General features: G+C 69.0%; 13 protein-coding genes. 7 read left to right on the top strand and 6 right to left on the bottom strand.

Annotation, left to right across the window (positions count from 1 at the left end; all coding sequences use genetic code 11):
* The first annotated feature begins 492 nt into the window (after positions 1 to 492).
* Positions 493 to 1,494 (top strand): epimerase, encoded by a 1,002-nt coding sequence (locus tag ABD154_RS08250; protein WP_344251045.1) that lies wholly within the window; start codon positions 493 to 495, stop codon positions 1,492 to 1,494.
* A gap of 27 nt (positions 1,495 to 1,521) precedes the next feature.
* Here the strand turns inward: ABD154_RS08250 and ABD154_RS08245 are convergent, their stop codons facing one another.
* On the bottom strand, positions 1,522 to 1,995 hold the full coding sequence (locus ABD154_RS08245) for a MarR family winged helix-turn-helix transcriptional regulator (RefSeq protein ID WP_344251044.1): 474 nt from the start codon (positions 1,993 to 1,995) through the stop codon (positions 1,522 to 1,524).
* Between the two features lie 73 nt (positions 1,996 to 2,068).
* Between ABD154_RS08245 and ABD154_RS08240 the strand changes: the two genes are divergently transcribed.
* On the top strand, positions 2,069 to 2,683 hold the full coding sequence (locus ABD154_RS08240; protein ID WP_344251043.1) for a hypothetical protein: 615 nt from the start codon (positions 2,069 to 2,071) through the stop codon (positions 2,681 to 2,683).
* Between the two features lie 106 nt (positions 2,684 to 2,789).
* Here the strand turns inward: ABD154_RS08240 and ABD154_RS08235 are convergent, their stop codons facing one another.
* Positions 2,790 to 3,368, bottom strand: coding sequence for a DUF2867 domain-containing protein (locus ABD154_RS08235; RefSeq protein ID WP_344251042.1), 579 nt, complete (start codon positions 3,366 to 3,368; stop codon positions 2,790 to 2,792).
* Here ABD154_RS08235 and ABD154_RS08230 point away from each other — a divergent pair.
* Positions 3,367 to 4,023: a TetR/AcrR family transcriptional regulator gene (locus ABD154_RS08230; RefSeq protein WP_344251041.1), complete on the top strand. Its 657-nt coding sequence runs from the start codon at positions 3,367 to 3,369 to the stop codon at positions 4,021 to 4,023. The genes ABD154_RS08235 and ABD154_RS08230 overlap by 2 nt on opposite strands.
* A 108-nt stretch (positions 4,024 to 4,131) precedes the next feature.
* Here the strand turns inward: ABD154_RS08230 and trhO are convergent, their stop codons facing one another.
* Positions 4,132 to 5,043 (bottom strand): oxygen-dependent tRNA uridine(34) hydroxylase TrhO, encoded by a 912-nt coding sequence (gene trhO / locus ABD154_RS08225; RefSeq protein ID WP_344251040.1) that lies wholly within the window; start codon positions 5,041 to 5,043, stop codon positions 4,132 to 4,134.
* A gap of 235 nt (positions 5,044 to 5,278) precedes the next feature.
* Between trhO and purL the strand changes: the two genes are divergently transcribed.
* Positions 5,279 to 7,645: a phosphoribosylformylglycinamidine synthase subunit PurL gene (gene purL, locus ABD154_RS08220; protein WP_344251039.1), complete on the top strand. Its 2,367-nt coding sequence runs from the start codon at positions 5,279 to 5,281 to the stop codon at positions 7,643 to 7,645.
* Between the two features lie 138 nt (positions 7,646 to 7,783).
* Here purL and ABD154_RS08215 read toward each other — a convergent pair whose 3' ends face one another.
* The 3 genes from ABD154_RS08215 to betC form a co-directional block, all read right to left on the bottom strand.
* Positions 7,784 to 9,127: a hypothetical protein gene (locus ABD154_RS08215; protein WP_344251038.1), complete on the bottom strand. Its 1,344-nt coding sequence runs from the start codon at positions 9,125 to 9,127 to the stop codon at positions 7,784 to 7,786.
* Positions 9,128 to 9,180: 53 nt separating this feature from the next.
* A complete protein-coding gene (locus ABD154_RS08210) occupies positions 9,181 to 10,581 on the bottom strand; it encodes a TIGR01777 family oxidoreductase (protein WP_344251037.1) in 1,401 nt (466 codons plus the stop codon).
* Between the two features lie 136 nt (positions 10,582 to 10,717).
* Complete coding sequence (gene betC / locus ABD154_RS08205; protein ID WP_344251036.1) at positions 10,718 to 12,349, bottom strand: choline-sulfatase; 1,632 nt, start codon at positions 12,347 to 12,349, stop codon at positions 10,718 to 10,720.
* Positions 12,350 to 12,513: 164 nt separating this feature from the next.
* Here betC and ABD154_RS08200 point away from each other — a divergent pair, with 164 nt between their 5' ends.
* The 3 genes from ABD154_RS08200 to ABD154_RS08190 all read left to right on the top strand — a co-directional run bounded on the left by ABD154_RS08200 (position 12,514) and on the right by ABD154_RS08190 (position 14,524).
* A complete protein-coding gene (locus ABD154_RS08200) occupies positions 12,514 to 13,545 on the top strand; it encodes an SUMF1/EgtB/PvdO family nonheme iron enzyme (RefSeq protein ID WP_344251035.1) in 1,032 nt (343 codons plus the stop codon).
* A gap of 119 nt (positions 13,546 to 13,664) precedes the next feature.
* Positions 13,665 to 14,090, top strand: a complete 426-nt coding sequence (locus tag ABD154_RS08195) for a hypothetical protein (protein ID WP_344251034.1) — start codon at positions 13,665 to 13,667, stop codon at positions 14,088 to 14,090.
* Positions 14,087 to 14,524: a MarR family winged helix-turn-helix transcriptional regulator gene (locus ABD154_RS08190; RefSeq protein WP_344251033.1), complete on the top strand. Its 438-nt coding sequence runs from the start codon at positions 14,087 to 14,089 to the stop codon at positions 14,522 to 14,524. The genes ABD154_RS08195 and ABD154_RS08190 overlap by 4 nt, the downstream gene beginning before the upstream one ends.
* The last annotated feature ends 23 nt before the right edge of the window (positions 14,525 to 14,547 follow it).

Raw genomic sequence — 14,547 nt, 5'->3', positions numbered from 1 at the left:
GCATCACATTGTTCAAACAAACACGCTATTGGATTCTCAAACCACAAACACACACCCAACCACCACACGAAACATTTTCCGCGTGATCAACCGGGGGCATCCACAGGCTGCCCGCACTCACTTCCAACCGTGTTGTGACCCACCGCATCAAACCACTGTTTGTGCTGGTCACACCCGGTAGGGACACCCTTTGATCGTGGTGTTCCCGGTGAGGCGAACGAGATATGACTCTAGACCACTGGAGAGGCTGCCTGCAACTCGTTGGCCCGGATTCGGCCTGTGACAACCGTCACCGCTGTAAACACGCGGAACACAGGGGGTTGCGGTGCCCGTGATCCAATGGGGTCGGTCGTCTGCTGTCGCACTGGTCGTCGTGAAGTACGCGCAGCCGAGGAGGCTGAAGGCCAGTCCAGCGAACCACAGGTCGAGACCCAAGAGTCCGGATTCGCGGGGCAGCCAGGCGGGTCAACGATCCGACGCTACGGTGGCCCCATGAGCGATCCTGCGGAACCACTGGCCCACTCTCCCATCGCGGTCATCGCCGGCGCATCCGGGTTCGTCGGCCGCTCGCTCCTCGGTCCGCTCGAGGAATGGGGCTACCGGGTGCGCACGATCGGGCGCGGTGCGTCAGCGGACACCTCATGGGAGGACACTCCTGGCATCGCCGCAGCGGTCGATGGAGCCGATCTCCTCATCAACCTCGCCGGCCGCAGCGTCGGATGTCGCTACAACGACCGCAACCGCAATGAGATCTGGAACTCCCGCATCCTCACGACCCGAGCACTCCACAACGCAGTCACCGCCGCCTCGGCGCCGCCGCGACTGTGGATCAACGCAAGCACGGCGACGATCTACCGGCATGCCACCGATCGCCCGCAGACCGAATCGACCGGCGAGATCGGGGCGGGCTTCTCCGTCGACGTCGCGACCGGCTGGGAGGCCGAGTTCTTCCGCGGCGATCTGCCGCGCACTCGGCGCGTGGCCGCGCGGATGGCGATCGTCCTCGGTGACGGCGCGGCGCTGACCATGCTCGCGACGGCCGCCCGCTTCGGTGCTGGCGGACCTCAGCTCGAGGGCCGCTGGTTCGGGCATCGGCGCTACCGGGGAATCGGCCCGACCCCGTCGGGACCGACGGTTTGGCGGGGACACGAGCCGACCCATGGTCATCAGCGTTTCAGTTGGATTCACATCGAGGACCTCATCGCCGCCATCCGGTTCATCGATGCGCACCCGGAGCTCTCGGGTCCGATCAACCTCGCGAGCCCCGGCGTCTCGGACAACACGGCACTCATGGCAGCGCTGCGGCGAGCCGTGCGGATGCCGATCGGGATTCCCGCGCCGCGGTGGCTGCTCGAATCCGGAATGCTCGTCCTCCAGCAGGAGTCCGAACTCGTCCTCAAGAGCCGGTGGGTGCTGCCCGAGAAGCTCGAAGCCGCCGGCTTCGACTTCCGCTGGACCGACGTCGGGGCCGCAGTGACGAGTCTGCTGCGCTGATGACGGGGTGAGGCGATAGCGCTCGGCTCAGGGACGCGCTGCCCATTCCGACGGTTCACTGAGGAGGATCTCCCCAAGGCTGGCACGCAGCTCGGCGACGACCTCGGCGCCGATCCGGTCGTCGAGCCACGCATCGAAGCGATCGATGACCCGCCCGGCGATCTCGACGCCTGTCCACCCCGCCTCGGTCAGGCGCACGAGTCGCGCCCGCCCGTCGTTCGGGTCGGGCACCACCTCGACATAGCCGAGCCGCTCGAGGTGGCGGACCTGCTCCCCCATCGCCTGCTTCGTCATCCGCGCCCGCTGCGCGAGCACCGAGGCCCGGGTCCCTTCGGGGTCGATGACGAGGAACAGCGGGGCGTGCGCGGAGCGGATTCCGGTCAGTCCCGCCTCGGCGAGGGCGTCGTCCAATCCGGCGAGCAGATGCTGTGCGGTCGCGGCGAGCAGGGAGCCGAGCGGCAGCGGTCGCTCCTGCAGTGGATTAGTCAGGTGCTTGACCATCTCAGCGAGACCTCCTAACGTGATAACAGTCAAGCACCTTACCATCTCGGCTGGCATCGGAAGAGGACTGCTCATGGAATCGATGGATCACCCGCGCCTCATCGGCGGCTGGATCTGGACCGCGCTCGGACTCGGAGTCCTCGTCTGGGGACTGCTCCTCGGGTCACCGCCGGGACCCGTCGTCATCGCGCTCTCGACCCTGACAGTCATCGCCGCCGTGGCCGCGCTGACCGGGCACGCGTGGGCACGGTGGCTCGCCGGACGGCTCCTCGGCGTCGCACTCGGCATCGAGCTCGTCCTCTCGGTCGCCGACCGCTTCGGAGTCCTCGGCGCACCGGGTGAGCCGGGCGTCTCGTGGGGAAGCTGGGGCGACTTCACGACCTACACCGGGATCCTCCTGCCGTGGGCACCGGACGCCCTCGTCGCAGCCGCGGCCGTCATGGCCACTCTCACCGAGGTCGGCCTCGGCGTCATGCTCATCCTCGGCCCGCAGTGGCGCTGGGTCGGCAAACTCACCGCCGGAATGCTTCTGTGCTACCTCATCGCGATGCTCGCCACCGTCGGCTTCGGCGAGGTCGCCCGCTACGGAGTCGTCATCCAGATCGGGGCAGCCCTGCTCGTCTCGGCCCGTGGGGCGCGCCTGCGGTCAGCGGATCGCGGTCAGCCGGCGGCCGCCTCGGCGGGATAGGGCGCGGCCACGCACTCGGTGCTACGGGGTCAGTTGCCGTCCGATAAAACGACCCGACTGGAGCTCCGTCTGTTCCCTCTCGCAACGAGCGACTCCCCGGGAGGACTCAGCGGGCCTGAGAAGCAGCGTCCCACCGCCGCGCGATCATCTGCAGCAGGGCCGGATAGACGAAGAGCCGCCGGAAGGGCTTGATCGCCGTCATGTAGATCGCGCCGAGCCTGCCATTGGGGCGGACCAGCACGGTCATGCGGCAGACATAGTCCCCGGCGTCTCCCGGCAGCCAGCCCAGGTGCATCACTGTGTGGACGGTGCGGTTGGCCATTTCTGCCGCGAACTCGTCGTCGGTTCGGAAGACCACCGCAAAGCGGTCCAACTGGGTGTCGGCACCGGCGCGAAGGTCAGCGGGCAGTCTCTCCCGCAGCGACGGGACTCGGGCGTCGAGTCCGTTGTCGGCGTCGTCCCAACGGAGCAGTGCGCCGATCCTCCACCGGGCCGCCCAGAGGAAGCGGACGATCAGCGGCGCATCGTCGGGAAACGAACTGCCGAATATCGCGTCAACGACGCGAGGCAGCTCATCGCGGGTCCCTCGGATCGGCAGCTCCCAGACGTCCTCGACGGTGAAGTCGGGGGCGATCTCGTGCATTCGCCAGTCTCTGGCCGTATAGGCGCTCGGGGACAGTCTCATGATCACCTCGATATATACGGATACGTATAAATCAACGGTACCAGGATGTATGCGGTACCGTATAGATCTGATCTGGAAGGAGGTGACCGTGGCCAATCCGCGAACTCCGCGACGCGCCTGGATCGATGAGGGACTTCGGGCACTCGCCGCCGGTGGCCCGGACGCCGTGCGGGTCGAGGCTCTGGCGCAGGCTCTTCACGTCACCAAGGGCGGTTTCTACGGATACTTCGCTGATCGCTCGGCACTGCTCACTGAGATGCTCGACACGTGGGAGCGCGAGGTGACGGACAGCATCATCGAACGGACCGAGCAGAGCGGCAGACCACACGATCCCCGGGAGAGGATTCGGCGTCTGATCGAGGTTGTCGACGAGGCCGACGACCGCCCCGCCACCAGCGTCGATGTCGAGCTGGCGATCCGCGACTGGGGCCGCCGGGATCCGGAGGTGGCTCGACGTCTGCGCCGGGTCGACCAGAAGCACCTTGACTACCTTCGAGAGCTCTTCGGAGAGATCTGTGCCGATCCGATCGAGGCGGAAGCTCGGTGCGTCATCGCGATGTCGACGCGGCTCGGTGATCATCTGATGCCCGTCATCGCAGACGGGCACGCTGCCCGACAGGTCCGAGAGCAGATCCTCGACCGGCATCTCCTGTAAGGGAGAGTAGGACCGCTGGCCACCACGGCTCATCCCGCTGACCTGTGGCGATCGACTCAAAGCGCTCGTCTCGGCCCGTGGGGCGCGCCCGCGGTCAGCCGATCGCGGTCAGCCGGCGGCCGCCTCGGCGGGATAGGGCGCGACCACGCACTCGGTGCAGCGGGGCTGACGACCGGCCGCAGTGCATTCCGCACACCGCAGATACTGCTTGCGACAGGCGGGGTCGGCGCAGTTGACGAACTCCGGAGTCGACTCCCCACATGCGACGCAGCGGCCGATCGATTCGGCACCGGCACCGAACTCGACGTGCATGCGCTTGTCGAAGACGTAGAGCGAACCGTCCCAGTACCCCGAATTCCCGAACGTCTCGCCGTAGCGGACGATGCCGCCGTCGAGCTGGTAGACCTCGTTGAACCCGCGGTTCCTCATGAGCACGGACAGCACCTCGCAGCGGATGCCGCCGGTGCAGTAGGTGACGACGGGCTTGTCCTTGAGGTCGTCGTACTTGCCGGATTCGATCTCGGCGATGAAGTCGCGCGTCGTCTCCGTGTCGGGCACGATCGCGTCCCGGAACTTCCCGATCTGCGCCTCCATCGCATTGCGTCCGTCGAAGAAGACGACCTCGTTGCCGCGCTCGTCCATGAGCTTGTGCAGAGCACCGGGTTTGAGGTGGGTTCCCCCGCCCTGGACGCCGTCGGCGGTCACCGTGATCTCGTCGTCGGTTCCGAACGTCACGAGTTCGGGGCGGACCTTGACGCTCAACCGCGGGAAGTCATCGCCCTGCCCGTTCGACCATTTGATGTCGGCTCCCCGGAACGGCTCGTACGACTTCGTCGCTCGCACATAGGCCTTGACCTCGCCGATGTCACCGCCGAGCGTCGCGTTGATCCCGTGCTCCGAGATGATCACGCGTCCCTTGAGACCGAGGCTCTCGGCGAGGGTGTGCTGCCAGAGCCGGACGGCCTCGGGGTCGGGCAGCGGCGTGAAGACATAGAAGAGCACGATCTTGGGAGTGGCCATGACCCCTATTCTATTTCGCGGCCCGGTTCCCCTGCCACAGCGGAGGTCGTCACCCTGTCAGCGGACCTCACCGCAGCCGTCTTCGCCGAGGTGGCGCACCGTGACAGCGTCACCGAAGCATGCGTCGACGCCCTCGCCGAGGCGGCCCCTCCCCCGGGCGGGCGCGCGGGACGAACCCGGCCCGGATAAGATGGACGCTGAGCTCCGTGTCGTACGAAAGGGCCACCCAGAGGACATGTCTGAAAACCTCATCTCCGCGAATTCCGAGTCTGCTCGCGCGGACGATGCCCAGGAGGTCGATCAGACCTCGAAGAAGGTCAAGGAGACGGTCGAGTTCGCCACCGCGAACCCCGACGTCGACCAGCCGTTCGCCGAACTCGGCCTCAAAGCCGACGAATACGCCCGGATCAGGGAGATCCTCGGCCGTCGCCCCACCTCGGCGGAATTGGCGATGTACTCCGTCATGTGGTCCGAGCACTGCTCGTACAAGTCCTCGAAGGTCCACCTGTCGAAGTTCGGTGACTACGTCACCGACGACATGAAGAAGCACCTGCTCGTGGGCATCGGCGAGAACGCCGGCGTCGTCGACATCGGCGACGGCTGGGCGGTGACCTTCAAGGTCGAGTCGCACAACCACCCGAGCTACGTCGAACCCCACCAGGGCGCGGCCACCGGCGTCGGCGGCATCGTCCGCGACATCATCTCGATGGGCGCCCGCCCCGTGGCCGTGATGGATCAGCTGCGCTTCGGTGCGATCGACCACCCCGACACCTCCCGCGTGGTCCACGGCGTCGTCGCCGGCATCAGCCAGTACGGCAACTCCCTCGGCCTGCCCAACATCGGCGGCGAGACCGTCTTCGACTCCGTCTACCAGGGCAATCCCCTGGTCAATGCCCTGGCCGTCGGCGTTCTCCGGCATGAGGACATCCGCCTGGCCAACGCCTCCGGCAAGGGCAACAAGGTCGTCCTCTTCGGCGCCCGCACCGGCGGCGACGGCATCGGCGGAGCCTCGATCCTCGCCTCCGAATCGTTCGACGACACGAAGCCCTCGAAGCGGCCCGCCGTCCAGGTGGGCGACCCCTTCGCGGAGAAGGTCCTCATCGAATGCTGCCTCGAGCTCTTCCGCGCCGGCGTCGTCGAGGGCATCCAGGACCTCGGCGCCGCGGGCATCAGCTGCGCGACCTCCGAGCTCGCCTCGAACGGTGACGGCGGCATGCACATCGCCCTCGACGACGTGCTGCTGCGCGATGACACCCTCACCCCCGAAGAGATCCTCATGTCCGAGTCGCAGGAGCGGATGATGGCCGTCGTCCGGCCCGACCGCCTCGACGACTTCATGGAGATCGTCGAGAAGTGGGACGTCGAGACCTCCGTCCTCGGCGAGGTCACCGACACCGGCCGCCTCATCATCGAATGGCACGGCGACGTCATCGTCGACGTGCCCCCGCGCTCGGTCGCCCACGACGGACCCGTCTACAACCGTCCGATGACCGAGCCCTCCTGGACCGCCGAGGTGGCCGCGAACTCCGTCGAGGCCGCCGGCCTGGTCACACCGTCCACCGATGACGAGCTGCGGGCGACCGTGCTCGAGCTCGCGGCCGCGCCGAACCTCGCGTCGAAGGAGTGGATCACCACCCAGTACGACCGCTACGTCCAGGGCAACACCGCCCAGGCCTTCCCCGACGATGCCGGCGTCATCCGCGTCGACGAGGAGTCCGGCCTCGGTGTCGCCATCGCGACGGACGCCAACGGCCGCTACGGCTACCTCGACCCGGCCCGCGGCGCCCAGCTGGCGCTGGCCGAGGCCTACCGCAACGTCGCCACCGCAGGGGCCATCCCCCGCGCGGTCACCGACTGCCTCAACTTCGGTTCGCCCGAGGATCCGGAGATCATGTGGCAGTTCGCCGCCGCAGTCGAAGGCCTCGCCGAGGCGTGCCAGGACCTGGGCATCCCCGTGACCGGCGGCAACGTGTCCCTCTACAACCAGACCGGCGGGGTGGCCATCCACCCGACCCCGGTCGTCGGTGTGCTCGGCGTCTTCGACGACGTCGCCCGTCGCACCCCGAGCGGCTGGAGTGAGCCGGGGCAGACGATCTACCTGCTCGGCACCACGGAGGCCGAACTCGACGGTTCGGCGTGGGCCGATGTCACGGCCGGTCACCTCGGCGGCGTTCCTCCGCAGTACAAGCCGGAGGCCGAACGCGAGCTCGGTGAGATCCTCATCAACTCCTCGCGCGACGGCATGGTCGATGCCGCCCACGACCTCTCCGAGGGCGGCCTGTCCCAGGCCCTCGTCGAGGCGAGCCTGCGGTTCGACACCGGGGCGCGCATCTGGCTCGACGAACTCTGCGAACGCGACGGCATCGACGTCTTCACCGCCCTGTTCTCCGAGTCGACGGCACGGGCGATCGTCGCCGTGCCGCGATCGGAGGAGGTCCGGTTCAAGGACATGTGCACCGCCCGCGGCTTCCCCTTCATCCGCATCGGCATGACCGACACGGGCGACGGTGAGCCGCAGCTCGAGCTCGTCGATCACTTCTCGATCGGACTGAACGAACTCCGCGACGCGCACGAGAAGACCCTGCCGGAGCACTTCGGCTGAGGTGAGGTCGGCAGCGGTCGGTCCGCTGGGCTGAGCAGGGTTCGGCCTCTGCGCTGAGCAGCGAAGGAGCCGCGTGGTCATCCACGCGGCTCCTTCGTGTCTGTCTGGGACCCCTCCGGGCTCGGCGGCGACTGCTGTTCAGTGCCGCGGGCGACGCGACGGGTCGCCGACTCCGTGCTGGCCGTCATTCCCCCGGCCGTCGTAATGCTGGCCGCCGTAGGGCTGGCTGGGATCGTGCTGCTGGTTGGAATCGCGCTGGCCGTAAACGTACGGCTGGCCTGCCGAGTTCGGGCCGGACGTCTGCGGGGAGCCGTGGGCTTCGTGCGCACCCGCCGCCTGCTCGCTCGACTGCCCCGTACCTGGGTGCTGGGCGAATGGATTCTGGGCATAGGGGCGCTGCGCGTCCGGATAGGCGGCTCCCGAGTGTTGCCCGCCGTGGTTCGGTGCGCCCGAATACTGTGCGTTCTGGTCGGGGGCATACGGATACTGGGCGCTTTGGTTCGGGGCGCCCGGGTACGGGCCACCCGAATGCTGTCCGCCGTAGTTCGGGGCTCCCGGGTGCTGAGCACCCGAATTCTGTCCGCCCGAGAACTGGTCACCCGGATACTGCGTTCCCACGAACTGCGCTCCCGAATACTGACCGCCCGTCGCCGGCCCCGGCTGCTGCCGTCGACGCTCTCCGAGGGCCGGCTGAGCGACGACGGGCACCGACCCGCCGCGCAGGCGACCGCAGACGTGGAGCAGACCGAGCGCGGCGAAGAACAGGAGAAGCGAGAGCACCTGCGGGACGACTGCAGTGACACCGAAGGCCGGCGCCTGGAGAGTGATGACGTACTGGGTGACGGCGACGACGAAGGCGGAGGCGACAGCGAGACCGACGGCGACGAGGTGGACCCACCACGACCGGTTGCGGACGATGTTCCAGGCGATGAGCAGAGCGGCGGTCACGACCATCGAGAAGGCGGCGAAGACGAACGAGAACAGCGAGTAGTCCATGTTCATCCGATAGACGTACTCCGTGATCAGCCGCGACAGCACCGGCGGCACTGTCATGCCGAGGATGACGGCGACGAGATAGATGCCGCCGCCGATCATCCGTCGCACCCAACTCGTGTTGCGCACGAGAAGGAAAGCGAGAACCCCGACGAGGCAGGCGAAGATGCCGGCGATGAGCACCACCACAGAATAGATCGCGGCAAGATCCGGGAGCCCGTCGGCGATCGACGTCGAATAGAGGAACGGCAGCATGATGATCGCCGGCAGTCGGTCGATGAGGATCGACACCCAGAACACGATCCGCGCGCGCCATCCGGGGTCGACGGCGGCCGACGCCGCTGCCGGGCGCTGCCCGCCGTGGGACCACTGGTCGCCGGGACCTGTTCCGGGCTGATGCTCCGGCGCGTGACCGGGAACTCCGGCGTTGCGCACATACGGCTGACCGCGGTTCTCCGGCGGCATCGGGCCGGGCCACTGCTCACTCATGCGGCCACTCTATGCGCACATGGGGTTCCGGGGCGGCAGATCTCCGGAAAACTCTAGGCCCCGGTGCCGAGCTCCTCGTCGAGGCAGTCGGTGAGGGTGGGCTGCGCGAACTGGTATCCGGTCTCCTCGAGCTTCGTCGGCACGACCTTCTGGTCGGCGAGCGCAAGCTCCCTGGCGCCGTCGCGTCCGAGGACGAGTTCGGTGACGAATCCCGGCGTCGGGATCACCGCGGGCCGGTGCAGGTGGGCGGCGAGCGCCTCGGCGAACTCCTTCTGCGTGACCAGGTGCGGGGCCACCGCGTTGACCGGACCTCGCACATAGTCGGTCAGCGCCGCATGGACGTAGGACCGGGCAAGGTCATCGAGCGAGACCCACGCCAGCCCCTGATCACCGCTGCCCAGCCGACCCCCGGCACCGGCGAGATAGAGCGGCGCCTGCACCCTGAGGAACCCGCCGAGGGTGGTCAGCGCGATACCCGACCGGATCGAGACCCAGCGGATGCCCGCCTCCTCGACGCTCGCCGCCGCAGCCTCCCAGTCCCGGCACAGCTCGGCGAGGAACCCCTCACCGAAGGGCGCGGACTCATCGACCGGGCGCTGCGCCTCGGCGCCGTAGGCCCCGACGGCCGACGCACAGACGAACACCTCCGGCCGCTTCGCCTCCGGCAGCGCCTTCATCGTCTCCGCGAGCAGCATCGTCGAATCGAGGCGGGAGGAGCGGATCTCCTCCTTGGCCTTCTTCGTGAACCGGGTCGCGATCGACTTCCCGCCGAGGTGGACGACGGCATCGGCCCACGCGAGGTCGCGGGGGTTGATGATCCCGAGCTCGGGATCCCAGTGCACCTCGTACTCGAACTTCGGGGCCCGCCGGACGAGGAGGCGGACGAAGTGGCCGGCGGTCGAGAACAGCGCGGCGACCTGCCGACCGACGAGCCCGCTGCCGCCGCCGATGAGGATGTGCTTGGGCGTGCTCGACCGCAGCAGCGGCGCGTTCATCCGCTCGAGGAACGCGAAGTCCATGAGGAGCCTGCGCTGGCGGGCCTCGAACGTCGCCTGCAGATAGTGGCTCATCGCGCGGTCGATGGTCTCGAACCCCTGAGGCGTCATCGAGAACTCGATGGTGTCGGAGATCTGCGAGCCGCCGGCCTCCGAGGTGAACTCGTGGGTGTGCTTCCACTGGCTCAGCGGACCCTTCATGAGCTCGTCGACGAAGGAGAAGCGCGAGGGCCCCTCGGAGTGCACCGCGGTGAACGGGCGCCGCACGAGTCCGTAGCTGCCGGGCAGGCTCGCCTTGATCTGGGCGACCGACCCGGGCGCGAGCGGCGGATAGCCCTCCTCGACGATCTCCTGCGCCCAGTGCGGTGAGACGCGGGTCAGCGCTCCGGGTCGTGCGTGCCAGTCGTATGTGGTCTCGGCGGCGAGCGGGACTTCCGAGGTCCACTCGAACTTGGTCATGGCTTCCCTCCTGTTCCTTCCGATGATGCCACCCCAAGCTCAAAGTGTGATCCACAACGCGCGGAATGGTGAGTGAATGGGAAGCGGCCGGCGACCTCACCGCCGCGGCGACGCCATCACCGGCCGCATCCCTGCCTCATTCGGCGGGGATCTTCCCGTAGCGGAACGCCGACCAGAAGTCACCGCGCACGTACCCGGTCTCGACCACCGGGTCGAAGTCCCAGTGCCGGACCCGACCGATCCGCAGCGCATCGGCGACGAGCTGCCGGCTCCGCTGGGAGCCGAGCACGTGCTCTTCGACCTGGCTGAGGTCATAGCGCGCGGCGATCTCCGCCCGCAGCTGCGCGTGGACGTCCGCGTAGGCGGGATCGGCGGCCCGGCTGTCGAGTTCGTCGGGGTCGGCGTCGAGGTCGAAGAGCAGGTCGGGGTCGCCGGGGCACACGGTGAGCTTGAGCGGTCCGCGGACGATCGTCACCTGCGGTCGGCGGGTGCCTTCGGCGAAGTACTCGATGACGATGTCGCGCTCCGCCGGCCCCGACTCCCCCGCCGTCTCCCGGCGCGCCGTCTCGAGGAGGGAGACCCCGCTCAGCCCCTCGTCGACGTCGCTCACCCGCACCCGCGGCACTGCCGCGACGTCGTCGGCGTCCGCGGACTGCGCGGCCCCTTCGCCGCCGGGGTCCCGCCCCGCCGGGTCGCCGGCGAGCGCCCCGGTGCGCGCGATCTCGAGCAGCGTCGGGGCGAGGTCGATGAGCGAGACCGGCGTCGTGTACCGTCCGGGGGCGACCACCTCGGCGGGCCCGGAGATGATGAGCGGGACGCGGGCGGACTGCTCGTACGGGGACATCTTGTACCACAGCCCCTTCTCCCCGAGCATGTCCCCGTGATCGCTGACGACGATGACCACGGTGTTCTCGGCCAGGCCCAGCTCCGCCAACCGAGTCGTGATCCGTCCGATGTGGTCATCGACATAGCTCACCGCGGCGAAGTACGCTCGCCGGGCCCGTCGGACCTCCTCGAGCGTCGGCTCCCTCTCGTCGAATCCGCACATCGTCCGCAGCCGGTGGGTGTGCGGGTCGGCGGCCGCGTCGGGAACGGCGAGGTGGGCCGGGTCGGGGATGGCCGCCTCGGCGAAGCGGTCCCAGTGCTCCCGCGGCGGCTCGTACGGGTCGTGCGGGTGGATGAACGAGGTGACCATGAGGAACGGGCGGTCCTCTCCCGCCGCCTGGTTCGCCCGCTTCCGGTCGCTGAGGTGGCGCAGGGTGCGGAAGAGCACCTCGTCGTCGAAGTCCTGCTGGACGTTCGCCGTGGCCGCACCGGCGGTGAACACGGGATCGGCGGAGTGGTACCACTGGAGCCGGTCTGCCAGCGGCCGGGTCCAGTCGGGGACCATGTCGAGGTCGGCCGGGTAGACGTCGGTCGTCAGCCGCTCCTCGAAGCCGTGGTGCTGGTCGGGGCCGATGAAGTGCATCCGGCCGATGAGCGCGGTGTGGTAGCCGAGCTTGCGGAGCCGGTGGGCGAACGTCGGCACCGAGGCGGCGAAGTCGTCGCCGTTGTCGAGGCAGTCGATCTCCGAGGGCAGGCGCCCGGTCATCATCGCCGCCCGGGACGGCGCGCAGAGCGGGGTCGCGCAGTAGGCGCGGTCGAAGACGGCGCCGGCAGCGGCGAGCGCATCGATGTTGGGGGTGCGGGCGGCATCGCTGCCGTAGGCGCCGAGGGCGTCGGCCGCCATCTGGTCGGCCTGGATGACGACGATGTTGGGCGGTTGCATACTGGGGTCACGTCCTTGTGTGTCAGGGCGCGACCGTCCGCGGGCGCGCCGGATCTAAGGTGGCGGTGAAGCCTGAGTGAAAGGGGTGCGTGATGAGCTCATGCTGCGGTCCGTCGCGAACATCGCCGTCCGCTGCCGGTGCGCCGCGGCAGACCCCACCCGAGGTGGGCGTTCGCGCAGAAGAAACCCCCGCCGAGGTGGCTGTGCCGGGCCGGAATGCGACCGAACACGCGGGGCTCATCGACGACGCGGCGCTCATCGCGAGTCTCGCCGCCTCCGCTCCCGAGGACCTGCGCCTCATCGGACTGCCCGGCGGCACGTTCCGCATGGGCAGCGAGGACGCCCTCGCCTACCCCGCCGACGGTGAGGGTCCCGTGCGTGCGGTCGCCGTCGACCCGTTCGCGATGGCCGCGACCACGGTCACCGTCGCCTCCTTCGCCGCGTTCGTCCTCGCCACCGGGCACCGCACGGAGGCGGAGGTCCACGGCGATTCGCTCGTCTTCGCCGGTCATCTCGCCGAGGCGGTCCGCGCACAGTCCCCGGCCGTGGCCGCGACCCCGTGGTGGCGTCAGGTCGCAGGCGCCACATGGCTGCACCCGGCAGGTCCCGGTACCGCAGGTCCCGGTGCTTCCGGACCCGATGCCCCTGAGTCCGGTGTCGCTGAGTCCGGTGTCGCTTGGCGCACCGGCGGAGCAGCCGCGGTGGGACGAGTGGAGGGTCATGGGCCCATCGTCGCACTCCCCGACCATCCCGTCACGCATGTGACGCGACGTGACGCCGAGGCCTACGCCGCCTGGGTCGGCGCCCGCCTGCCGACCGAGGCCGAATGGGAGTACGCCGCCCGCGGCGGACTCGACCAGCAGCCCTACCCGTGGGGGTCGGTCCGCGAACCGGGCGGCGTCCCGCAGATGAAGACCTTCGTCGGCACCTTCCCCGACGGTCCCACCGAGCCGGTCGGCACCGTCGCCGCCGATGCCTTCGCACCCAACGGCTTCGGGCTGCACAACATGACCGGCAATGTCTGGGAGTGGACGAGCGGGGTCGTCGCACCTCACGACGACCGCGCCGTCCTGCGCGGAGGCTCCCACCTGTGCCACGCCTCCTACTGCCGCCGGTACCGCACCTCGGCGCGCACCGCGGTCACCCCCGACACGTCACTCGCGCACACGGGGTTCCGACTCGCCCTCACTCTCTGAACGATCCGCCCGGAGCGGGCGGCCGGACCCGGCGGCCCACCCGGCTCGGCGCCGGTCGTCGACGTCTGCGGCGATGCCGTTGACGACAATTCCTATGCGCCGTGCATATAATTGCCCGCATGACCTCACAGCACACGCCGGCCATCGAGGCCGCGATCAGCGAATGGCACGCGGCGGTGAACTCGGGTGACCGCGCCCGCTGCGTCCGAGCTGTCGGAGACCCCATCGTCGTCCTCGGCCCCAAGGGCGCCGGCCCGATCACTCCGGCGGAGTTCGCCGATTGGGTGAACCGGTCGGGCATCCGGATGACCCCGCGATCATGGCACCCGATCAGCGAGCGCCTCATGGTCGTCGAGCAGGAGGCGACGTGGCCGCAGAACCCGACTCCGACCCGGGTGGCCACCGTCTTCCGCATCAGCGATGCCGCACAGACCCCCGTCGTCACCGCGGCGCTCCGTCAGCCGAGTCTCCGGTCAGCTCTCGACCTTGCCTTCATCTGCCGGGAGATGGCGGCCACCGACCACACCCCCGACCCGCTCGCATGAGCGCCGACCATCCCGGTCGGGCGCTGTTCGCGTTCGTCCGTCGCTTCGGCCAGCTGCCCGGCCATGAGACCGCCACGGCGGCGCAGGGCCGGCTCGCCCTCGTCGCCGAGGCGGTCGATGCCCTGACGTCCCGCGGTGCCGATGCCACGGTCAACGCGGTGGCATCGCACCTCGGAATCGATCAGTCCGGGGCTTCGCGCCTGCTGAGAACGGCGACCGAGGCAGGTATCGTGCGCACCGCAGTCTCCTCCGCCGACGGGCGACGGCGCACCTCGGTCCTCACGCCCGCTGGGGAGTCGATGCTCGCCGAGGCGCTCGCCTGGCAGGATGAGATCCTCGCTCGTCTCACCGCGCGGTGGCCCGATGACCGCCGGGCAGGCTTCATCGCCGACCTGGGCGAGATCGTCGCCGCGGCAGACCGCCTCGGACTCTGACGCTGCCTGAGGAGATCGCGGTG

Source organism: Brevibacterium sanguinis (assembly GCF_039528855.1).
In the GTDB taxonomy this organism is placed as follows: Bacteria; Actinomycetota; Actinomycetes; order Actinomycetales; family Brevibacteriaceae; genus Brevibacterium; species Brevibacterium sanguinis.
This window is presented reverse-complemented; position numbering and strand designations above follow the sequence as displayed.